At 61.5% G+C, this 22,551-nt stretch carries 17 protein-coding genes; 13 read left to right on the top strand and 4 right to left on the bottom strand.

Annotated features, from left to right (window positions below):
• Positions 1 to 409 precede the first annotated feature (409 nt).
• Together putA and HU759_RS03165 are read left to right on the top strand one after the other, a co-directional pair.
• Positions 410 to 4,363 (top strand): trifunctional transcriptional regulator/proline dehydrogenase/L-glutamate gamma-semialdehyde dehydrogenase, encoded by a 3,954-nt coding sequence (putA, locus tag HU759_RS03170; RefSeq protein WP_017138529.1) that lies wholly within the window; start codon positions 410 to 412, stop codon positions 4,361 to 4,363.
• A 210-nt stretch (positions 4,364 to 4,573) separates the two neighbouring features.
• Complete coding sequence (locus HU759_RS03165) at positions 4,574 to 6,376, top strand: acyl-CoA dehydrogenase (protein WP_186617931.1); 1,803 nt, start codon at positions 4,574 to 4,576, stop codon at positions 6,374 to 6,376.
• On the opposite strand, the gene HU759_RS03160 is transcribed toward HU759_RS03165, so the two are convergent.
• Together HU759_RS03160 and HU759_RS03155 are read right to left on the bottom strand one after the other, a co-directional pair.
• Positions 6,373 to 6,666, bottom strand: a complete 294-nt coding sequence (locus HU759_RS03160; RefSeq protein WP_017138531.1) for a cell division protein ZapA — start codon at positions 6,664 to 6,666, stop codon at positions 6,373 to 6,375. The two genes, HU759_RS03165 and HU759_RS03160, sit on opposite strands and share 4 nt — an antisense overlap.
• The gene (locus HU759_RS03155) at positions 6,663 to 6,893 is read right to left on the bottom strand and encodes a hypothetical protein (RefSeq protein ID WP_017138532.1); all 231 of its coding nucleotides are present in this window, start codon (positions 6,891 to 6,893) and stop codon (positions 6,663 to 6,665) included. Before HU759_RS03155 ends, HU759_RS03160 begins: the two co-directional genes overlap by 4 nt.
• A 277-nt stretch (positions 6,894 to 7,170) precedes the next feature.
• Here HU759_RS03155 and HU759_RS03150 point away from each other — a divergent pair, with 277 nt between their 5' ends.
• From HU759_RS03150 to trxC, 5 genes are all read left to right on the top strand, one after another.
• Positions 7,171 to 8,796, top strand: a complete 1,626-nt coding sequence (locus tag HU759_RS03150; protein WP_017138533.1) for a methyl-accepting chemotaxis protein — start codon at positions 7,171 to 7,173, stop codon at positions 8,794 to 8,796.
• 261 nt (positions 8,797 to 9,057) lie between these two features.
• A complete protein-coding gene (locus HU759_RS03145; RefSeq protein ID WP_017138534.1) occupies positions 9,058 to 10,800 on the top strand; it encodes a potassium/proton antiporter in 1,743 nt (580 codons plus the stop codon).
• Between the two features lie 56 nt (positions 10,801 to 10,856).
• Positions 10,857 to 14,195: a mechanosensitive channel MscK gene (gene mscK / locus HU759_RS03140; protein WP_017138535.1), complete on the top strand. Its 3,339-nt coding sequence runs from the start codon at positions 10,857 to 10,859 to the stop codon at positions 14,193 to 14,195.
• A gap of 48 nt (positions 14,196 to 14,243) precedes the next feature.
• Complete coding sequence (locus HU759_RS03135; protein ID WP_169986569.1) at positions 14,244 to 15,707, top strand: protein adenylyltransferase SelO; 1,464 nt, start codon at positions 14,244 to 14,246, stop codon at positions 15,705 to 15,707.
• Positions 15,708 to 15,923: 216 nt separating this feature from the next.
• Complete coding sequence (gene trxC / locus HU759_RS03130) at positions 15,924 to 16,358, top strand: thioredoxin TrxC (RefSeq protein WP_186617933.1); 435 nt, start codon at positions 15,924 to 15,926, stop codon at positions 16,356 to 16,358.
• Positions 16,359 to 16,483: 125 nt separating this feature from the next.
• Here trxC and HU759_RS03125 read toward each other — a convergent pair whose 3' ends face one another.
• Both HU759_RS03125 and HU759_RS03120 read right to left on the bottom strand, forming a co-directional pair.
• Positions 16,484 to 16,705 (bottom strand): DUF6124 family protein, encoded by a 222-nt coding sequence (locus HU759_RS03125; RefSeq protein ID WP_099548066.1) that lies wholly within the window; start codon positions 16,703 to 16,705, stop codon positions 16,484 to 16,486.
• Positions 16,706 to 17,183: 478 nt separating this feature from the next.
• Positions 17,184 to 17,954, bottom strand: coding sequence for a ParA family protein (locus tag HU759_RS03120; RefSeq protein WP_017138539.1), 771 nt, complete (start codon positions 17,952 to 17,954; stop codon positions 17,184 to 17,186).
• Positions 17,955 to 18,271: 317 nt separating this feature from the next.
• Here HU759_RS03120 and HU759_RS03115 point away from each other — a divergent pair, with 317 nt between their 5' ends.
• The 6 genes from HU759_RS03115 to HU759_RS03090 are packed head-to-tail and all read left to right on the top strand — an operon-like array spanning position 18,272 to position 22,499.
• A complete protein-coding gene (locus HU759_RS03115; RefSeq protein ID WP_186617935.1) occupies positions 18,272 to 18,991 on the top strand; it encodes a beta-ketoacyl synthase chain length factor in 720 nt (239 codons plus the stop codon).
• Positions 18,967 to 19,779 carry a lysophospholipid acyltransferase family protein gene (locus HU759_RS03110; RefSeq protein WP_017138541.1) on the top strand — a complete coding sequence of 271 codons (813 nt, stop codon included), beginning with the start codon at positions 18,967 to 18,969 and terminating at the stop codon, positions 19,777 to 19,779. Before HU759_RS03115 ends, HU759_RS03110 begins: the two co-directional genes overlap by 25 nt.
• A complete protein-coding gene (locus tag HU759_RS03105; protein ID WP_017138542.1) occupies positions 19,757 to 20,026 on the top strand; it encodes a phosphopantetheine-binding protein in 270 nt (89 codons plus the stop codon). The genes HU759_RS03110 and HU759_RS03105 overlap by 23 nt, the downstream gene beginning before the upstream one ends.
• Positions 20,027 to 20,035: 9 nt before the next feature.
• Positions 20,036 to 20,290, top strand: coding sequence for an acyl carrier protein (locus HU759_RS03100; protein ID WP_003187949.1), 255 nt, complete (start codon positions 20,036 to 20,038; stop codon positions 20,288 to 20,290).
• Positions 20,287 to 20,832, top strand: coding sequence for a hypothetical protein (locus HU759_RS03095; RefSeq protein ID WP_186617937.1), 546 nt, complete (start codon positions 20,287 to 20,289; stop codon positions 20,830 to 20,832). Before HU759_RS03100 ends, HU759_RS03095 begins: the two co-directional genes overlap by 4 nt.
• Positions 20,829 to 22,499, top strand: coding sequence for an acyl-CoA synthetase family protein (locus tag HU759_RS03090; protein WP_186617939.1), 1,671 nt, complete (start codon positions 20,829 to 20,831; stop codon positions 22,497 to 22,499). Before HU759_RS03095 ends, HU759_RS03090 begins: the two co-directional genes overlap by 4 nt.
• Positions 22,500 to 22,551 lie beyond the last annotated feature (52 nt).

Raw genomic sequence — 22,551 nt, 5'->3', positions numbered from 1 at the left:
CACCCATTGGTAACGGGTAGACGATACGGCGAGCCGCGCATTTATGACTGGCGTTTCCCCAGGAAAGCCGCCAGCCGATGAACCGACCCTTGCGAGTGGTTGCACCTTGGGCGCGAATGCTATTCAACAAAGTAAATAAGGTGCAACCAGTTTCTTGAGATTAAGTTGCACCTCGATATGTTTTCGCGAAAATACCGGGTTTTTGCTCCTTTTCGGAGCAAGAACAGCCGATTTTAGAAGTAAACGCACCAAGACGCAGCGTATTCCGTCGAGGGCCGGAATTTTTCCCGATCACGATCGAAAAATTCCTGAACAATTTGGGTTGCACCCGGTTGCACCTCTGCATGCGCAAAGCTAATCTTGCCGCCAGCAGATGCCACTCGGTAGTGGCACCCATGAGGATAAAAAGATGGCAACGACCACCCTTGGGGTCAAACTCGACGACCCGACCCGCGAACGCCTCAAGGCAGCCGCGACCTCCATTGATCGCACGCCGCACTGGCTGATCAAGCAGGCGATTTTCAATTACCTGGAGAAACTCGAGGGTGGTGCAACCCTGACTGAGCTCAATGGCTCGGGCAGCAAGGACGCTGAAGACGCCGGCGAAGTGCAACCTGACCACGCCCACCAGTGCTTCCTGGAGTTTGCCGAAAGCATTCTGCCGCAATCGGTATTGCGCGCCTCGATCACCGCCGCTTACCGCCGCCCGGAGCCGGAAGTGGTGCCGATGCTGATCGAGCAGGCGCGCCTGCCGCAGCCAATGGCCGAGGCCACCAACAAGCTGGCCGCCTCGATTGCCGAAAAACTGCGCAACCAAAAAAGTGCTGGCGGCCGTGCCGGTATTGTTCAGGGCTTGCTGCAAGAATTCTCCCTGTCGTCCCAGGAAGGCGTAGCGCTGATGTGCCTGGCCGAAGCGCTGCTGCGCATCCCGGACAAGGGCACCCGCGACGCGCTGATCCGCGACAAGATCAGCACCGGCAACTGGCAGCCGCACTTGGGCAACAGCCCATCGCTGTTCGTTAACGCGGCCACCTGGGGCTTGCTGCTGACCGGCAAACTGGTCGCCACCCATAACGAAGCGGGCTTGACCTCGTCCCTGAGCCGCATCATCGGCAAGAGCGGCGAGCCGATGATCCGCAAGGGCGTCGACATGGCCATGCGCCTGATGGGCGAGCAGTTCGTCACCGGCGAAACCATCGCCGAAGCCCTGGCCAATGCGAGCAAGTTCGAAGCCAAGGGTTTCCGCTATTCCTACGACATGCTCGGTGAAGCCGCGCTGACCGAACACGACGCCCAGAAGTACCTGGCCTCGTACGAACAAGCCATTCACTCCATCGGCAAAGCCTCCCACGGCCGTGGGATTTATGAAGGCCCGGGCATCTCCATCAAACTCTCGGCACTGCACCCGCGTTACAGCCGTGCGCAGTACGAGCGCGTGATGGACGAGCTGTACCCGCGCCTGCTGTCGCTGACCTTGCTGGCCAAGCAATACGACATCGGCCTGAACATCGACGCCGAAGAGGCCGACCGCCTGGAGCTGTCGCTCGACCTGCTGGAACGCCTGTGCTTCGAGCCGCAACTGACCGGCTGGAACGGCATCGGCTTCGTGATCCAGGCCTACCAGAAGCGTTGCCCGTATGTGATCGACTACGTGATCGACCTGGCGCGCCGCAGCCGCCATCGCCTGATGATCCGCCTGGTAAAAGGCGCGTACTGGGACAGCGAAATCAAGCGCGCCCAGGTCGAAGGCCTGGAAGGCTACCCGGTGTACACCCGCAAGGTGTACACCGACGTTTCCTACATTGCCTGCGCACGCAAACTGCTGTCGGTGCCGGAAGTCATCTACCCGCAGTTCGCCACGCACAACGCCCACACGCTGTCGGCCATTTACCATATCGCCGGTCAAAACTATTACCCCGGCCAGTACGAGTTCCAGTGCCTGCACGGCATGGGCGAACCGCTGTACGAGCAGGTTGTAGGCAAGGTTTCCGAGGGCAAGCTGAACCGTCCGTGCCGCGTGTACGCTCCGGTCGGCACCCACGAAACATTGCTGGCGTACCTGGTGCGTCGCCTGCTGGAAAACGGCGCCAACACCTCATTCGTCAACCGCATTGCCGACCACACCATCTCGATTCAGGAGCTGGTGGCCGACCCAGTGGCCAACATCGAGCAGATGGCCACGCTGGAAGGCGGCTTCGGCCTGCCGCACCCGCGTATCCCGCTGCCGCGTGACCTGTATGGCAGCGACCGCGCCAACTCGGCCGGTATCGACCTGGCCAACGAACATCGCTTGGCGTCGCTGTCTTGCGCACTGCTGGCCACCGCGCACAACAACTGGAAAGCCGCGCCGATGCTGGGCTGCGCTTCCAGTAATGAAGCCGCTGCAGCGGTGCTGAACCCGTCCGATCTGCGTGATGTGGTGGGCCATGTACAGGAAGCCACCGTCGAAGACGTCGACAATGCGATCCAGTGCGCCATCAACGCCGGCCCGATCTGGCAGGCCACGCCGCCCGCCGAACGTGCCGCGATCCTGGAGCGCGCCGCCGACTTGATGGAAGGCGAGATCCAGCCGCTGATGGGCCTGCTGGCCCGTGAAGCCGGCAAAACCTTCGCCAATGCCATCGCAGAAGTGCGCGAAGCCGTGGACTTCCTGCGTTACTACGCGGTGCAGGCGCGCAACGATTTCACCAACGATGCCCACCGCCCCCTCGGCCCAGTGGTCTGCATCAGCCCGTGGAACTTCCCGCTGGCAATCTTCAGCGGTCAAGTGGCCGCTGCACTGGCCGCCGGTAACCCGGTACTGGCCAAGCCGGCCGAACAAACCCCACTGGTGGCCGCACAGGCCGTGCGTATCCTGCTCGAAGCCGGTATCCCGGAAGGCGTGCTGCAACTGCTGCCGGGCCAGGGCGAAACCGTCGGTGCCCGTCTGGTCGGTGATGATCGCGTCAAAGGCGTGATGTTTACCGGTTCCACCGAAGTGGCGCGCCTGCTGCAACGCAATGTCGCCGGTCGCCTGGATGCCCAGGGCCGCCCGATCCCGCTGATCGCCGAAACCGGTGGCCAGAACGCGATGATCGTCGACTCTTCGGCGCTCACCGAACAAGTGGTGATCGACGTCGTTTCCTCGGCCTTCGACAGCGCTGGCCAGCGTTGCTCGGCCCTGCGCGTACTGTGCCTGCAGGAAGATTCGGCCGACCGCGTGATCGAAATGCTCAAGGGCGCCATGGCTGAATGCCGCCTGGGTAACCCGGAGCGCCTGTCGGTGGATATCGGCCCGGTGATCGACGCCGAAGCCAAGGCCGGCATCGAGAAACACATCCAGGCCATGCGCGACAAAGGCCGCAACGTGTACCAGGTGGCGATCGCCGACGGCGAAGAGATCAAGCGCGGCACCTTCGTGATGCCAACCCTGATCGAGCTGGAAAGCTTCGACGAGCTGCAACGCGAGATCTTCGGCCCGGTACTGCACGTGGTGCGCTACAAGCGCAAAGAGATCGACCAGTTGATCGGCCAGATCAATGCCTCCGGCTACGGCCTGACCCTGGGCGTGCACACGCGCATCGACGAGACCATCGCCAAGGTGATCGACAATGTGCATGCCGGTAACGTCTATGTGAACCGCAACATCGTTGGTGCCGTGGTCGGCGTGCAGCCGTTCGGCGGCGAAGGTTTGTCGGGTACTGGCCCGAAAGCTGGCGGTCCGCTGTACCTGTACCGCCTGCTGTCGACTCGCCCTACGGATGCCATCGAGCAATCCTTCGTGCGCGGCGACAAGCTGGCTGCACCGGACGTGCGCCTGCGCGACGCCATGAGCCAACCGCTGACCACCCTGAAAACCTGGGCCGACAGCAACACGTTCAGCGACCTGAGCGCCCTGTGCAGCCAGTTTGCCGCACAGTCGCAAAGCGGTATCACCCGCCAACTGGCCGGCCCGACCGGCGAGCGCAACAGCTATGCCATCCTGCCCCGCGAGCACGTGTTGTGCCTGGCGGAAGTGGAAGGCGACCTGCTGACGCAACTGGCGGCGGTATTGGCGGTTGGTGGCTCGGCGGTATGGCCGGAAACTGACCTGACCAAAGCCTTGTTCCCACGCCTGCCGAGGGAAGTTCAGGCGAAGATCAAGCGTGTGGCTGACTGGACCAAGGATGAGGTGGTGTTCGACGCCGTTGTGCACCACGGTGATTCCGACCAACTGCGTGCGGTGTGCCAGCAAGTGGCGCAGCGCGGTGGCGCGATTGTCGGGGTGCACGGCTTGTCGCAAGGTGAGACGGCGATTGCGCTGGAGCGCCTGGTGATCGAGCGGGCATTGAGCGTTAACACCGCTGCGGCGGGTGGTAACGCGAGCCTGATGACCATCGGTTAACTCATGTGGGAGCTGGCTTGCCTGCGATAGCGGTGGGCCAGTGACTTAGATGTCAGCTGGCACGGCCTCATCGCGGGCAAGCCAGCTCCCACATTGACCGCATCCAACCTTTCGCCCGCGTTCTGCCCCTCCATCACGCAAATCAATCTTGCTATCCAGCCTCTATTCGCGCACTTAGACTCAGGCCATTCCCTTCAAAGGTAAGCCGCCATGTCCGAGACGCTGCTCAGTTCCCGCAATCTGGCTTTCGAGCTGTACGAAGTCCTCGATGCCGAGGGCCTGACCCAGCGCGAGCGGTTTGCCGAGCACAACCGTGAAACCTTCGACGCCGCCATCAGCACGGCGCGCAGCATTGCCGAGAAGTATTTCGCGCCGCACAACCGCAAAAATGACGAAAACGAACCGCGCTACGAAGATGGCCAGGCGATCCTGATCCCTGAAGTCAAACCCGCCGTGGACGCTTTTCTGGAAGCGGGCTTTCTGAACGCTGCCCGCAGTTTCGAAGCCGGGGGCATGCAGTTGCCTACCCTGCTCTCCCAAGCCTGTTTCGCGCACTTTCAGTCGGCCAACGCAGCGTCAACGTCCTACCCGTTCCTGACCATGGGCGCCGCCAACCTGATCGAAAGCTTCGGCACCGAGGCGCAAAAACAGCGCTTCCTGCAGCCGATGATCGAAGGCCGCTTCTTCGGCACCATGGCCCTCACCGAGCCACATGCCGGCTCGTCGCTGTCGGATATTCGTACCCGCGCAGAGCCTGCGTCCGACGGCACGTATCGACTCAAGGGCAACAAGATCTTCATCTCCGGCGGCGACCACCCGCTGTCGGAAAACATCGTGCATATGGTGCTGGCCAAGCTGCCGGACGCGCCGCCTGGGGTGAAGGGCATTTCGCTGTTTATCGTGCCCAAATTCCTGGTCAACGAGGATGGCAGCCTGGGCGCACGTAACGACGTGCTGCTGGCCGGGCTGTTTCACAAGATGGGCTGGCGGGGCACCACGTCCACAGCGCTTAACTTCGGCGATAACGGCAACTGCGTCGGCTATCTGGTGGGCAAACCCCATCAGGGCTTGAGTTGCATGTTCCAGATGATGAACGAGGCACGCATCGGCGTGGGCATGGGTGCGGTGATGCTGGGTTACGCCGGTTACCTCTATTCACTGGAATACGCCCGCGAACGCCCGCAAGGTCGCCTGCCTGACAGCAAAGACCCGAGCACCGCGCCGGTTTCGATTATCCAGCACGCCGATATCAAGCGCATGCTGTTGATCCAGAAAGCCTATGTGGAAGGCGCCTTCGACCTGGGCCTGTACGCGGCTCGGTTGTTTGACGACACCACCACGCTGGAAACCGAAGCCGAGCGCAAGCACGCCCACGAACTGCTCGATCTGCTCACACCCATCGTCAAGTCCTGGCCATCGGAGTTCTGCCTCAAGGCCAACGAACTGGCAATCCAGATCCTCGGCGGCCACGGCTACACCCGCGAATACCCGGTGGAGCAGTACTACCGCGATAACCGCCTGAACCCGATCCATGAAGGCACCCACGGCATCCAGTCCCTGGATTTGCTCGGGCGCAAGCTCGCGCAAAACGGCGGCGCGGGCTTGAAGCAACTGATCCGCCTGATCGCCGAAACCGGCGCTCGGGCTCAGGAATACGCCTCACTGACGGCCCTGCGCGCACCGCTGGAGCAATTGGTCAGCCGCCTGCAAAGCGTGACGATTGGCCTGCTGACGGATCTCGCCCACGGCAAGGTCAACAGCAGCCTGGCGAACTCGGCACTGTACTTGAAGGTGTTCGGGCACACGGTGATTGGCTGGCGCTGGCTGGAGCAGGCGATTCGCGCCGAGGAAGGTTTGGCCAAGGGGAATGCGGCCGATGTGGCCTTTTATAAAGGCAAGCTCCAGGCCGCCCGGTACTTCCTGACCTGGGAAGTACCGAGCTGCCATCATGAACTGGCGATTCTGGAGGCACGCGATGACACGTGCCTGGGCATGCAGGACGCATGGTTCTAAGGCGTTCCGATCGCCTTGGATATCACTTCGACCGTGGCGCTGACTTGCTCTTGGTAACGGTCGAGTTCCTGCTGGTGATGCTTTTGCATGTCGATCTGCTCGGCGCACAGGTTCAGCGCAGCCAGTACCAATAATTTGTCACCGATCAGGGTCGGGTACTTTTTCTTGGTGGTGGCCAGGGAGGCCTTGAGCATGGTCACGGCGTGCATCAGGGTTTGATCCTCCCCTTGCGGCGCCTTGATCGAGTAATCCTCTCCGAGAATCGAAACGACCTTTATCCCTTCATTCATGCGCCGACAGGCCCTGCGCTCACACGCTCAACCAGCGCCTGGATACGCGCGGCGGTGGCGCCATGTTTTTCTTCCTGTTCCATCAGGTTCAGTTGCAGGCTGTCGTTTTCATCCTTGGCGCGGGCCAGTTCCGCCTTCAGGGCTTCATTGCTGCCGAGCAGGTCTTGGTTTTGTTGTACGAGGTCAGTGACCAGCTGTTCAAGCTGGCTGAGGGATGCTTCTAACATTTTGATTTCTCGGGCATTTTCAAAGGGCGGTGACGATAAAGAAAATTCACCTCGGATGCCAGGGTTATCCCCGGCAGGCAGCCCGTTTTTTAAGGGCCGGGCCGCACTTTCGAGCCTTAGTGACTGCATTTACCCGATCTGGTTCCTGAATCCGTCCAACCCCTCGTCAGATGCGACAAAAGCGCGCGCCCCCTTAAGACTTTAGTCGCATGGCCGATACGCAATGCACACCTCGTCTCATGGCCGCACGGATCGCGCTTCTCCCCAGGACTCCCGCATGTCTCTTCGTAATATGAATATCGCTCCGAGGGCTTTCCTTGGCTTTGCGTTTATTGGCGCGCTGATGTTGTTTCTCGGTGTGTTCGCCTTGAACCAGATGAGCAAAATTCGCGCAGCCACCGAAGACATCACCCAGTCCAGCGTGCCGAGCATTCGCGCCCTCGACGAATTCACCCAGCTGACCCTGCGCCTGCGCGTGCTGTCGTACCGCCTGCTGACCAACCGCGAGCCGGACGTGCAGCAAAAAACCCTGGAAGCCTTTGAGCTGCGCAACCAGCAGATTCGTGCCGCCCAAGGCGTCTACGAAAAACTTATAGAAAGCAGCGAAGAGCGCGCCACCTACAACGAATACGTACGTTTGCTCGGCCAGTACCATCAGATCGAGGAGCGCATGAAGAGCCTGTCACGCGCCAACCAGATTGATGAGCTGCGCGCCTTGCTCAACACCGAATTACTGAGTAATTCCGAGCAAGTCAACGCGGTGCTCACGCGCCTGCTGGACATCAACAACCAAATGGCCAACGCCACCAACCAAGAAGCCAAAGACCAATACGACATGGCCTTTGATCTGGTAGTGGGCCTGCTGATCATTGCCACCGCGCTGACCCTGCTGTTCGCCTGGCTGCTGACCCGCAGCATCACGCTGCCCATTGCCCAGGCCCTGGAAGCCGCCGAAGAAGTCGCTGAAGGCAACCTCACACGCCCGATCAAGGTTGATGGCAACGATGAAGCCGGCCGCCTGCTCGCTGCCATGGCCAAGATGCAGGACAAGCTGCGCGACACCCTGCAACGCATCGCTGGCTCCGCGACCCAGCTTGCGTCCGCGGCAGAAGAACTGAATGCCGTCACCGACGAAAGTGCCCGTGGCCTGACCCAGCAGAACAATGAAATCGAGCAAGCCGCCACCGCCGTCAACGAGATGACCAGTGCCGTTGAAGAAGTCGCGCGCAACGCGGTGAGCACCTCCGAAGCCTCGCGCAACGCCACCACCTCTGCCGGTGACGGCCGTGACCTGGTACAGGAAACCGTCAGCGCCATCGAGCGCATGAGCGGCGATGTGCAAGCCACCGCCACCTTGATTGGCGACCTGGCCAATGAGTCCCGCGATATCGGCAAAGTGCTCGACGTGATTCGCGGCCTGGCCGACCAGACCAACCTGCTGGCCCTGAACGCCGCGATTGAAGCGGCACGCGCCGGTGAAGCCGGTCGCGGGTTTGCCGTGGTGGCCGATGAAGTGCGCGCGCTGGCCCATCGCACCCAGCAGTCGACCAGCGAGATCGAGCGGATGATCGGCAGCATTCAGGCCGGCACCGAGCATGCGGTGGATTCGATGCGCAACAGCACCGAACGTGCGGAGTCGACGTTGAACATCGCCAAAGGCGCGGGAATGTCGCTGGACACCATCAACACTGCGATTGTGGAGATCAACGAACGCAACCTGGTGATCGCCAGCGCGGCCGAAGAGCAGGCGCAAGTGGCGCGGGAAGTGGACCGTAACCTGGTGAATATTCGTGATTTGTCGGTGCAGTCGGCCACGGGTGCCAGCCAGACCAGTGCGGCGAGCAGTGAGTTGTCGCGCTTGGCGGTGGACCTGAATGGGATGGTGGGGCGCTTCAGGCTCTAACTGACACCAGTGATCCCTTGTGGGAGCTGGCTTGCCTGCGATAGCAATCTAACAGTCAATAACCCCAGTGACTGATACACCGCTATCGCAGGCAAGCCAGCTCACACATTGACAGCGGACGCAGAGCGTCCAACGAGGCATTCCCACGCAGAGCGTGGGAACGATCTTTTGACAGCACAGCAATTCAACAGGTTAGAATCGCTGGCACGCAGACTGCATGGTCAGTTTGCGCCCCGTCTTCCCCGCTCTGGAGTACTGCCTTTGAATGCAACGACCATCAACAGCCTGTTCTTGATCGGCGCGTTGCTGGTGGGTGCGAGCATTCTGGTGAGTTCTCTTTCCTCGCGCTTAGGGATCCCGATTCTGGTGATCATCCTGGCGGTGGGCATGGCCGCCGGCGTCGATGGCGGCGGCATCATCTTCGATAACTACCCAACCGCGTACCTGGTGGGCAACCTCGCATTGGCCGTGATCCTGCTCGACGGCGGTTTGCGCACACGGGTGGCGAGTTTTCGCGTGGCACTCTGGCCGGCGTTGTCGCTGGCCACGGTGGGGGTGTTGATCACCACCGGCCTCACCGGCATGGCGGCGGCCTGGCTGTTCGACCTCAATATCATCCAAGGCTTGCTGATCGGCGCGATTGTTGGCTCCACGGACGCCGCAGCCGTGTTCTCACTGCTGGGCGGCAAGGGCCTGAACGAGCGGGTCACCGCCAGCCTGGAAATCGAATCCGGCAGCAACGACCCGATGGCGGTATTCCTCACCGTCACCCTGATCGACATGCTGGCCAGCGGCCAGACCGGCCTGCACTGGAGCTTGCTGGCTCACCTGATTCGCGAATTCGGCATCGGCGGCATCGTCGGCCTGGGCGGCGGCTGGCTGATGCTGCAAATGGTCAACCGCATCAACCTGGCCACCGGCCTGTACCCGATCCTGGTGATCGCCGGTGGCCTGGTGGTGTTCGCCCTGACCAATGCCCTGCACGGCAGCGGCTTCCTCGCCGTGTACCTGTGCGGGCTGGTGATCGGCAACCGCCCGGTGCGCAGCCGTCATGGCATTTTGCATATGCTCGATGGCATGGCGTGGCTGGCACAGATCGGCATGTTCCTGGTGCTGGGCCTGCTGGTCACACCCCATGACCTGCTGCCCATCGCCCTGCCGGCACTGGGCCTGGCGTTGTGGATGATCCTGTTTGCGCGGCCGCTGTCGGTGATGGTCGGCCTGCTGCCGTTCAAGGCCTTCCACGGCCGCGAAAAAGCCTTTATCGCCTGGGTCGGCTTGCGCGGCGCGGTGCCGATCATTCTGGCGGTGTTCCCGCTGATGGCCGGCCTGCCGCACGCGCAGCTGTACTTCAACCTGGCGTTCTTTATTGTGCTGGTGTCGCTGCTGGTGCAAGGCACCAGCCTGCCGTGGGTGGCCAAATTGCTGAAGGTCACCGTGCCGCCGGAACCGGCGCCCATCTCCCGCGCCGCGCTGGAAGTGCACGTCACCAGCGAGTGGGAGCTGTTCGTCTACCGCCTGGGCGCGGAAAAATGGTGCATCGGCGCCGCCCTGCGCGAGCTGAAAATGCCCGAAGGCACGCGCATCGCCGCGCTGTTCCGTGGTCAGCAACTGCTCCATCCGTCGGGTAGTACGGTGCTGGAAGTCGACGATTTACTCTGCGTGATCGGCCACGAACACAACCTGCCGGCCCTCGGCAAGCTGTTCAGCCAGGCACCGCAGCGCGGCCTCGACCTGCGTTTCTTCGGCGATTTCGTGCTCGAAGGCGACGCCCAGCTGGGCGCGGTCTCCGCCCTGTACGGGCTTAAGCTCGACGGCATCGACCCGGATATGCCGCTCAGCAGCTTCATCACCCAAAAGGTCGGCGGCGCGCCCATCGTCGGCGACCAGGTGGAGTGGAACAACACAATCTGGACCGTCGCGGTCATGGACGGGAACAAGATCGGAAAAGTCGGCGTCAAATTCCCCGAAGGAAGTCGTCCAGGCCCTGGACTCTTCCTCTAAACTGCGAGGCTATGGCGCCACGCCACCAGCCTCTTTACCTTGCTCGACCGGTATCCATGACCCTACTGCGCACCTTTTTAGCCACTGCCCTGCTGGGCCTGACCCTCTGCGTGGGCAACGTCTACGCCGCCGACCCGCCCAGCACCGACGCCATCCAGCAAAGCCTGGACAAGCTGCCCGACCGCAAGCTGCCCGACGCCGACATGAAGGCGTTGCAGAGCATCCTGCAACAGACGTTGACGTACCTGGGCAACAAGCAGGATTACGAGCAGCGCCTGGCCGACCTCAAGCGCCAGCTGGCAGACGCCCCGCGCCAGACCACCGACAACCAGCGTGAATTGGTGCGGCTCAAGGCGACTAAAATTGTCCCCGTGGCCCAACGCTATGCCTCGCTGCCCGTGCCGCAACTTGAGCAATTGCTCGTGCAGCGCAGCACCCAGCAAGGCGACCTGCAAAAAGAGTTGGCCGACGCCAACAGCCTGACCATCGCCGCCCAAACCCGTCCAGAGCGCGCCCAGACCGAAATCAGCAGCAGCCAGACGCGCATCCAGCAGATCAATTCGATCCTCAAGGCTGGTAAAGACAACGGCAAAACCCTCAGCGGCGACCAGCGCAACCAATTGAATGCCGAACTTGCGGCCCTTAATGCCCTGATCCCGCTGCGCCGCCAGGAACTGGCCGGCAACAGCCAACTGCAAGACCTGGGCAACAGCCAGCATGACCTGGTGGTGGAAAAGACCGCGCGCCTGGAACAAGAGATCCAGGACCTGCAAACCCTGATCAACCAGAAACGCCTGGCCCAGTCCCAGCAGACCGTGACCCAGCAGTCCATCGAAGCGCAAAAGGCCGGCGGCAGCAGCCTGCTCGCGACCGAAAGCGCGGCCAACCTCAAGCTCTCCGACTACCTGCTCAAAAGCACTGACCGCCTCAATGACCTGACCCAGAAAAACCTGCAGACCAAGCAGCAACTGGACACCGTCACCCAAAGCGACTCGGCCCTGGACGAGCAGATCAATGTGCTCAAGGGCAGCCTGCTGCTCTCCAAAATCCTCTACAAACAAAAACAGGCGCTGCCGCGTCTTACCGTCGACCGCAACCTGGCGGACGACATCGCCAACATTCGCCTGTACCAGTTCGAGGTCAACCAGCAACGCGAACTGATCAGTACGCCCAGCACCTATGTGGATAGCCTGCTGGCCAACCAGTCGCCGGATGACGTGACGCCACAATTGCGCCGCACTTTGCTGGAACTGGCGATCACTCGCAGCGACCTGCTCGAACGCCTGAGCCGTGAGCTGAGCGCGCTGCTGAACGAATCTATCACCCTGCAACTGAACCAGAAACAACTGCTCAGCACCGCCACCAACCTGCGCGCGACCCTCGACGAGCAAATGTTCTGGATCCCCAGCAACAAGCCGCTGGACACCGAGTGGCTGGAAACCGTGCCGGACCACCTGACCAAGCAAGTCACCACCCTGCCGTGGGCTTCGAGCGTCAGCGAACTGTATGACGGCCTGACCCAGCGCCCGCTGCTGTTCTTGCCGTTGCTGCTTTTGATTGGCGCACTGCTGTGGCGGCGTAAAGCCTTGTACGCGCGCCTGAAAAAGATCCACCTCGATATTGGCCACTTCAAGCGCGACAGCCAATGGCACACGCCGGTGGCCATCCTGGTGAATATCCTGCTGGCGCTGCCGGTGGCCCTGGCGCTGGCATTGTGCGGCTACGCGCTGCAAATAGACGCCCGTGGGCAAAACGCCAACTTGGGCGCGGCCTTGCTGCTGATCGCCCAAGCGTGGCTGGTGTTCTACACCGCCTACCGGATTCTCGCGCCGGGTGGCGTGGCCGAACTGCATTTCCGCTGGGAAAAGCCCCAGGTCGAATTCCTCCAGGGCTGGATCCGCAAGCTCGGGCTGGTGGTGCTGGCGCTGGTAGCCGTAGTGGCCATCGCCGAACACCAGCCGGCCGCGCTGGCCGACGACGTGCTGGGTATCGCTGTGGTGCTGACCTGCTACGCGCTGATGGCCTGGCTGCTGAGTCGCCTGCTGCTGCACAGCCCGACCCACGAAAAAGCCTCATTGTTCCGTAAGGCCGTGGGCCTGGTGTTTACCGCCCTGCCCGTCGCGCTGTTTATCGCCGTGTGCTTTGGCTACTACTACACCGCGCTCAAACTCAGCGACCGGCTGATCAACACGCTGTACCTGCTGATGTTCTGGCTGGTCATCGAGGCCACCTTTGTCCGCGGCCTCGGCGTTGCTGCACGACGCCTGGCCTATGCCCGCGCCCTGGCCAAACGCCAGGCCGCCAAGGAAGCCGGCGACGGCGAAGCGGTGATCGAAGAACCGACCCTGGACATCGAGCAGGTCAACGAACAGTCCATGCGCCTGATCCGCCTGGCCTTGCTCGGCGGCTTTATCGCCGCGCTGTACTGGGTGTGGAAAGACCTGATCACTGTGTTCTCCTACCTGGACAACGTGACCCTCTACGAATACACCAGCGGCACTGGTGCCAATATCAGCATGGTGCCGATCAGCATCGGCGACTTGCTCGGCGCCTCGATCATCGTCGGCATCACCTTCGCCCTGGCGCGCAACCTGCCCGGCCTGCTCGAAGTACTGGTGCTGTCCAAGCTGGACCTGGCCCAAGGCAGCGCTTATGCCACGACCACCTTGCTGTCCTATGTGATCGCCGGCGTCGGTTTCGTCTCCACCTTGTCCACCCTCGGCGTGAGCTGGGACAAGTTGCAATGGCTGGTGGCGGCGCTGTCGGTGGGGTTGGGCTTTGGTATGCAGGAGATCTTCGCCAACTTTATCTCCGGCATCATGATCCTGTTCGAACGCCCGGTGCGCATCGGCGACACCATCACCATCGGCAACCTGTCGGGCACGGTGAGCAAGATCCGCATCCGCGCCACCACGATTACCGACTTCGACCGCAAGGACATCATTGTCCCGAACAAGACGTTTATCACCGGGCAACTGATCAACTGGTCACTGACCGACACCATCACCCGCGTCACCCTGAAACTGGGCGTGGACTACGGCTCTGATCTGGATCTGGTGAAGGAATTGCTGCTCAAGGCCGCGCGTGAAAACCCGCGCGTGCTGAAAGAACCCGAACCCCATGTGTACTTCCTCAACTTCGGCGAAAGCACCCTCGACCACGAACTGCGCATGCACGTGCGCGACCTGGGTGACCGCAACCCGGTGATCGACGAGGTGAACCGCTTTATCAACCGCGAGTTCAAGAACCACCACATCAACATCTCGTTCCGCCAGATGGAGGTCTACCTCAAGAACCTCCACGGCCAGGAATACAAACTGGTGGAAGTCGACGCACCGACCAAACCCGCCAACGACGGCGGCGTGCAAGAACCGCCGCCGAGCAAACTCGACTAAACGCCCTATCCCCAGCAGAATGCTCGGACATTCTGCTGGAGATGGCCGGTGAAAGCCCTCGACGAACTGACCTTCGACAACCGCTTCGCACGCCTGGGCGACGCGTTCTCAACCCACGTACTGCCTGAGCCCCTCGACGCGCCGCGCCTTGTGGTGGCGAGCGACGCCGCCATGGCCTTGCTCGACCTCGACCCGGCCGTGGCCGAAACGCCGGTATTTGCCGAGCTGTTTGGCGGGCACAAACTGTGGGCCGAAGCAGAACCGCGGGCAATGGTCTATTCCGGGCACCAGTTCGGCGGCTATACCCCGCAACTGGGCGATGGCCGCGGGTTGTTGCTGGGTGAGGTGTACAACCAGGCCGGCGAGCATTGGGACTTGCACCTCAAGGGCGCCGGGATGACGCCGTATTCGCGCATGGGCGATGGGCGTGCGGTGCTGCGCTCTTCGATTCGTGAGTTTCTCGCTTCCGAAGCCCTGCATGCCTTGGGTATTCCCAGCAGCCGCGCCCTCTGCGTGATTGGCTCCGACACGCCGGTATGGCGCGAGAAACAAGAGCGCGGCGCCATGGTATTGCGCTTGGCTCACAGCCATATCCGCTTCGGGCATTTCGAATACTTCTACTACACCAAGAAGCCCGAGCAGCAGGCCGAATTGGCCGAGCACGTGTTGAATCTGCACTACCCCGAGTGCCGCGAACAGCCCGAACCGTACCTGGCAATGTTCCGCGAAATCGTCGAGCGCAATGCCGAGATGATCGCCAAATGGCAGGCCTATGGCTTCTGCCACGGCGTGATGAACACCGACAATATGTCGATCCTCGGCATCACCTTCGACTTCGGGCCGTTTGCGTTTCTGGATGATTTTGACGCGCACTTCATCTGCAACCATTCGGACCATGAAGGGCGCTACTCCTTCAGCAACCAAGTGCCGATCGGGCAGTGGAACCTGAGCGCGCTGGCCCAGGCGCTGACGCCGTTTATCAGTGTGGATGCCTTAAAAGAAGCCCTTGGGCTGTATCTGCCGCTGTATCAGGCGCACTACCTGGACCTGATGCGTCGACGCTTGGGGCTCACCACGGCTGAAGACGCTGACCAGCCACTGGTGGAACGCTTGCTGAAACTGATGCAGAACAGCGGCGTGGACTACACGCTGTTCTTCCGCCGTCTGGGTGATGAGTCTGCGGCACTGGCCGTGGCGCGCTTGCGCGATGACTTTGTCGACCTGGCCGGGTTTGATGCCTGGGCTGATCAATACAAGGCTCGCGTCGCACGGGATGGCGATTACAGCGAGGCACAGCGCCGTGAACGCATGCACGCAGTTAACCCGCTGTACATCCTGCGCAACTATCTGGCGCAAAACGCCATCGCGGCTGCCGAGTCAGGTGACTACAGCGAAGTGCGGCGACTGCATGAGGTGCTGAGCAAGCCGTTTGAGGAACAGGCCGGGATGGAGCAATACGCCCAGCGGCCACCGGACTGGGGCAAGCATTTGGAGATTAGTTGCTCGTCGTAAGATGATCGTTCCCACGCTCCGCGTGGGAATGCCGCCTGGGACGCTCCGCGTCCCGCCTTTTGCAGTGCATCTGCGCACGGGTGACGCGGAGCGTCACGGGATGCATTACCACGCGGAGCGTGGGAACGATCAGTGTTTCATCCTTTTCGCCTGGTCTTGATAAACCTCGTTGCCGGCTCCAGATTGAACCCATTGGCCACGTCCTAGGAGCCCACCATGTCCGAACCTCTTGTAATCCCCTGCCCGCATTGCAACGGCCTCAACCGCATCCCTGGCGATCGCCTGGGCGATTCCCCTAAATGCGGGCGCTGCAAGCAGCCTGTGTTGCTGAACAAGCCTTTCGAGCTGAAACAAGGCGACTACGCCAGCCAGATCAAGGGTGACCTGCCGTTGTTGGTGGATGTGTGGGCCGAGTGGTGTGGGCCGTGCAAATCGTTTGCGCCGGTGTTTGAGCAGGCGGGTGGGCAGTTGGAGGGTAAATGTCGGTTGGCCAAGCTGGATAGTGAGGCTAATCAGCAGCTGTCGGCGCAGTTGGGGATTCGCTCGATTCCGAGTTTGATTCTGTTCAAGAACGGCCGCGAAGTGGCGCGCCAGAGTGGCGCGTTTCCGTTGCCGCAGTTGATGAGTTGGTTGCGTAGCCAAGGGGTGTAAACCAGCCCCTCAAGCAACGGGGTCAACTGTGGGAGCTGGCTTGCCTGCGATGGCCTCACCTCGGTCTAACTGATAGACCGAGTTGCCTGCATCGCAGGCAAGCCAGCTCCCACATTGACCGCGTTTTAAGCTCGGGCTACGGGGGTTTCGTGGTCCATCATCTGGCCGACCAGCATTACGCCGAGTTCGCTTAATTGATGAATGGCCAAAGCCACGTCGCGGTGCTCGCCGGTGAGGTCGTTGGACAGCTTGAGTAACAGGGTACGGACGGAAGTGAAGGTTTCGTAGCTGTTGAGTACGAGGGTTTCGGTAGGGAGGTTGGGTGCAACGGAATAAAGGTTAACCATGGAACGTCTCCGGGTAGGAGCCGCAACCAGCCGCTACTAAACGGAGGGTGGCAGCTGTACGCAGGTTAGTAGACCGGGGAGACTCACCGGCGCGCTCGAAAGCGCCCTCCGTACAGCCACCATCAAATACAGGGCAGTCCTGATCAATGATTTGCTGTACGTCTCACCACGGGCTACTAAACCCGATCACTGAACATTCAGCGACCGGCCAACCTTAGAGACGCCCATCCAGACGCACAAGCCGGGCGATTCTGGCTTAGCTGTAGGCAACGATACAACCCACAACCCCATTTGCCAGACCCTTCCTACAGCCTCCGTAGGAACAATCCAAATCCCCCTGCTGAAACACAAAAACAAATGTGGGAGCTGGCTTGCCTGCGATGGCATCACCTCGGTCTAACTGATAGACCGAGTTGTCTGCATCGCAGGCAAGCCAGCTCCCACATGAGTTCACAGGGGATTTGGGGTGCTATTGGGATCAGGCATTTTCCAGCAAGTTATGCAGCTCCACAAACTGCAACGTCAGCTTGTGCCGTGGGTCCAGGTGGATCAGCGGCTTGCTCTCCTGGTGCGACTCGCGCATGCGCACCGAGCTGGCCAGGTACACCGGCAGTACCGGCAAACCTTCGGCAATCAACTCATCCAGCATCTGCTGCGGCAGGCTCGCACGGGCCTGGAACTGGTTGACCACGATGCCTTCCACTTCGAGGCCTTCGTTGTGGTCTTCCTTCAATTCTTCGATTTCACGCAACAGACCATACAACGCCTGGCGCGAGAAGCTGTCGCAATCAAACGGGATAAGCACGCGATCAGCGGCAATCAACGCCGAAACCGCATAAAAATTCAGTGCCGGCGGCGTATCCAGGTAAATCCGGTCGTAATCTTCGCTCAACTCATCCAGCAGCTTTCGCAGCTTGTTGATCTTGTGTTTGGCCTCAAGCTTGGGCTGCAGGTCCGCAAGCTCGGCGGTCGCAGTGATCACGTGCAGGTTGTCGAATGGCGTTTCGTAGATATCCACCTGATTTTTCTTCGAAAACGGCCCGGAAGACAGGGTTTGCTTGAAGAAGTCGGCGATGCCCATCGGGATATCGTCGCCGGTCAGCCCTGTGAGGTACTGAGTTGAGTTCGCTTGTGCATCGAGGTCCACCAACAGGGTCCGATAGCCTTCACTGGCGCTCACCGCCGCCAGGTTGCAGGCAATGCTGGACTTGCCAACGCCGCCTTTTTGATTGAACACCACACGCCGCATGGAAAAAACCTCCGTGTATCAATGAATGTCCGAGTGTAGAGGGCAAAAGCGCCTGTTAGCTACCTCGTTCATCCATGCACTGGCGCATCACCTGTCGAACAAAAGGAGGAGTCCTACAATCCACACACCGCACGGGTAAAGGACAATCTGTAAATCTTTTCCGGCAAATTGTATTCATCCGTGAACAAATCTTTACCAAAGTTTGCTAGAACCCCACGGCACCGGGATAATGCGCGCCATTCGGCCATTGTTCCCTGTCCCGGTATTCGGGGCCAACGGCTGCACATGGAAGCCCGCAGGGGCGGGATAACTTCTCAGTGATCACTTTCAATATCGACCAATGGCGCGCCTGGGCTCCGGGCCTTGAGACTGCGCAGGACTGGCGCGCCTGGTGCCAGGCTCCGGTGTTAGTGCCGGCCAGCGATGCGTCACCCGATGTGTCGTTCCTGCCCGCCATGCAGCGCCGCCGCCTGAGCCGGCTGGCGCGCATGGCGTTCAGCGTGGGCTGGCCGTTGGCCGAGGGCCGGCAAAACCTGCCGCTGGTGTTTGTTTCCCGGCACGGCGAAACCCCGCGCACCCTCGATATACTCAGCGACCTGGCCAACGACGAACCGCTGTCGCCCACCCAGTTCAGCCTGTCGGTGCATAACGCGGTGATTGGCCTGTGGTCGATCCTGCGCAATGAGACCTGCGAAATGACCGCCCTCGCCGCCGCCGGCGACGGCCTGGAACACGGCATGCTCGAAGCCGCCGCGCTGCTCAACGAAGGCGCCCCGGCGGTGTTGCTGGTGATCACCGAAGAACAACCGCCTGCGGCTTACGCCGACTGGATCCGTGACGTGCCCTTCCCTTATGCCCTCGGCCTGCTGCTGACCCCGGGCGACGAGTGGCAACTGGAACTAAACAGCGGCGCTGTCCAACTCACTCAAACCCAGTGGCCCCACGCCCTGAACCTGCTGCGCACCCTGCTTACCGAGCAGGCCACCTGCCAACATGCCTGGAAGAACCGTGTATGGAACTGGCAACGCAAGCCCTGACCGACAAGCCACGGGACGCCTATTACTGGCGCCTGTTCGCCACCGCCGCGAGCTTCTTCTGCTTCGGTGTCGGCGGGCTGTGCCTGCGTTTGCTGGTGTTCCCGCTGCTCAGTTGCCTGCCAGGCAGTGCCGCTAAACACCAGCGCCGCGCCCGCCACACCATCAGCAAGCTGTTCTGGCTGTTTATCCGCATGATGCAACGCGCCGGTGTGCTGACCTACAGCGTTGAAGGCGCAGAAAACCTCGGGCGCCCCGGCCAGATGATCATCGCCAACCACCCGTCGCTGATCGACGTGGTGTTTTTGATCGGCCTGATGCGCCAGACCAACTGCGTGGTCAAGCAGAGCCTGTTCCAGAACCCGTTCACCCGTGGGCCGGTGCGCGACGCCGGTTACATCAGCAATGACGGCAGCGCCGATATGCTCGATGCCGCGGCCGATGCGCTGCGCGATGGCCAGACGCTGATCATCTTTCCCGAGGGCACGCGCACCACGCCCGGCGTAGCACCGGCCTTTCATCGCGGCGGCGCGGCCATTGCGCTGCGCGGTGCGACAATCATCACCCCGGTGGTGATCAAGGTCAGCCCCACCACCCTGACCAAGGCCGAACCCTGGTATCGCATTCCCAAACGCCGTTTTCACTTCAGTTTGCGCGTAGGTGCCGATATAGACCCACAGGCGTTTGCCACACTGGGGCCAGCGCCCCAGGCTTCACGCAAGCTCAACGATTACCTGCATCACTATTTCATTAAGGAGCTCGCCGAAGATGAGCAACCAACACAGCCTTGAGCACGACATAAAGGCGCTGATCATCGAGGCCCTGGGCCTGGAAGACATCAGCCCCGACGACATTGGCAGCGACCAGACCCTGTTCGGCGAAGGCCTGGGCCTGGATTCGGTGGACGCCCTGGAGTTGGGCCTGGCGATCCAGAAAAAGTACGGCATCAAGATCGATGCCGACGCCAAAGACACGCGCAATCACTTCACCAACGTGGCCAGCCTTGCGGCATTCGTCACGGCTAAAAAGGCAGCTTGAGACCGGACCATGCAAACTCGTGACGATATTTTCAACACCCTGCGCGATGCCTTGGTGGAACTGTTTGAACTGCCGCCTGAGCGCGTCACCCTCGACGCCAACCTGTATCAGGACCTGGAAATCGACAGCATCGATGCCGTGGACCTGATCGACCATATCAAGCGCCAGACCGGCAAGAAGATCGCCGCCGAAGAGTTCAAGGCGGTGCGCACTGTCAACGACGTGGTTGAGGCGGTGTACCGTCTGGTCCAGCCTGCCGCATGAGCCGGCTGATCGGCCTTGGCCTGTTGCTGGCGGGGCTGCTGTACCCTTTTGCGGTGTATTACGGCACCGAGCACTTCGCGCCGTGGCAATTCGGTTTGCTGCTGGGTAGCCTGTGGCTGTTGCGTGCGCTGACCGGCGCACGGCGCCCCGGCAGCCGCTGGATGGCCGTAGCGGTGATCGTGTTCTGCCTGCTGTTGGCCTGGTTCGACAACCCGCAGTTGCTGCGCTGGTACCCGAGCCTGGTCAGCGCGTTCATGCTGGCGCTGTTCGGCATGAGCCTCAAATACGGGCCGCCGATGGTCGAGCGTCTTGCACGCATGACCGACCCGCAGCTGCCGCCCAAAGCAATTGTGTACACGCGCCAGGTCACCGTGGTGTGGAGTATGTTTTTTCTGTGTAATGGCTTGCTCGCCGCCGCCCTCACGCTGTGGGCGCCACTGAGCTGGTGGACGTTGTACAACGGCCTCATCGCCTACGGGCTGATGGGGCTGCTGTTTGCCGTGGAATGGCTGGTACGACAAAGGGTTCGAGGCCGCGTATGAATGGGTTGAAACTTGAGCACTTGCTGCTTGAGGCGCTGGAACAACGTTCGGTCACCACCGAACCTGCGATGAATCACGTCCAACTCTGCGAGCAGGCCCTGAGCCTCGCGGCGGGCCTGCAGGCGCGCGGCATCCAGCGCTTGGCGGTGCACCTGGAAGACGCAGGCGTGCTGGCCGTTGCCCTGCTGGGCGCCTGGCGTGCCGGGGTCAGTGTGCTGCTGCCTGCCGACTTACAGCCCCAGACCCGCCAACGCTGGGACGACAGCGTGGACGCCTGGCTCGTAGAGGCAGCCGACCTTGACGCGTTGTATCAGGCGCCATTGAGCCCTGCCGCGCTCGACCTCGACGCCTGCCAATTGAGCCTGTGCACCTCCGGCTCCAGCGGCGAACCCAAGCGCATCGACAAGACCCTGCGCCAACTGGCCAACGAAGTGGCGGCGCTGGAAGCGCTGTGGGGCGCAGGCCTCAAAGACGCCTGCATCATCGGCAGCGTGGCCACCCAACATATCTATGGTTTGCTGTTCCGGGTGTTGTGGCCGCTGTGCGCCGGCCGCACCTTTGTGCGCAAGCAACTAGCCTTCCCTGAAGACATGCAGCGCGCCAGCCGCGAACATGCGCAATTTGCCTGGGTCGCCAGCCCCGCACTGCTCAAGCGCATGGGCGACAACCTCGACTGGCCCGCACTGAGTAAAGTGTCGCGAGTGTTCTCCTCCGGCGGCGCGCTGCCAGTGGAAGCCGCCGGCAGCCTGTACGACCGCTTGCAGCAATGGCCGACGGAAATCCTCGGCAGCTCGGAAACCGGCGGCATCGCATGGCGCCAGGGTGCACAGCCGTGGCAGCCATTTGCCGATGTGGAACTGAGCCAGGATGCCGACGGCGCCCTGCGCATTGCCTCGCCGTACCTGCCGGCCGGGCATATCGAACAAACCGCCGACGCGGCGCGCATTCATTCCGATGGCCGCTTCGAGCTGCTCGGGCGCCTGGACCGCATCGTCAAACTGGAAGAAAAACGCATCTCCCTGCCCATGCTCGAACAGGCACTGCTGACCCACGCCTGGGTCGCTGAAACCCGCCTGGGCGTGGTGCAGGAAAACCGCGCTTCACTTGGCGCGCTGGTGGTGCTGAGCGCCGAGGGCCTGCATGCGCTGCGCAATCAGGGGCGACGCAGCGTCACCCAAACCCTGCGCGAGCATTTAAGCCAACATTGCGAAGCCCTGGCCCTGCCACGTCGCTGGCGTTTGCTGCGCCAGCTGCCGCTGAACAGCCAAGGCAAACTGCCCCAGGCTGACGCAGAGGCATTGCTGCTGGCACCACGCCCAAAAGCACCCGAAGTGCTGGAACAGGTCGAAGCCAACGGCGAATGGACTGTGCAACTGAGCATCCCGCCGGACCTGGCCTACTTCAGCGGCCATTTCCCGGTCACGCCGGTGCTGCCCGGCGTGGTGCAGGTGGAATGGGCCTTCAACCTCGGCCAGCAACTGCTCGATTTACCCGCGACCTTTGCCGGGATGGAAGTGCTCAAGTTCCAGCAACTGGTGCGCCCTGGTGATCAGGTTGAACTGCACCTGCGCTTCGATCCGGAGCGCGGCAAGCTGTACTTCGCGTACCGCAACGGCGATGCGGCCTGCTCCAGCGGCCGGATTCAATTGGTGGCTGCGCATGCATAAGCTCTTGTGGCGAGCAGGCTTGCCCTGCGTTGGGCTGCGAAGCGGCCCCAAA

The sequence above is a fragment of the Pseudomonas sp. OE 28.3 genome, assembly GCF_014268205.2.
Classification (GTDB): Bacteria; Pseudomonadota; Gammaproteobacteria; order Pseudomonadales; family Pseudomonadaceae; genus Aquipseudomonas; species Aquipseudomonas edaphica.
The sequence above is the reverse complement of the archived record's forward strand: the minus strand, read 5'-3'. Positions and strand labels throughout refer to the sequence as shown.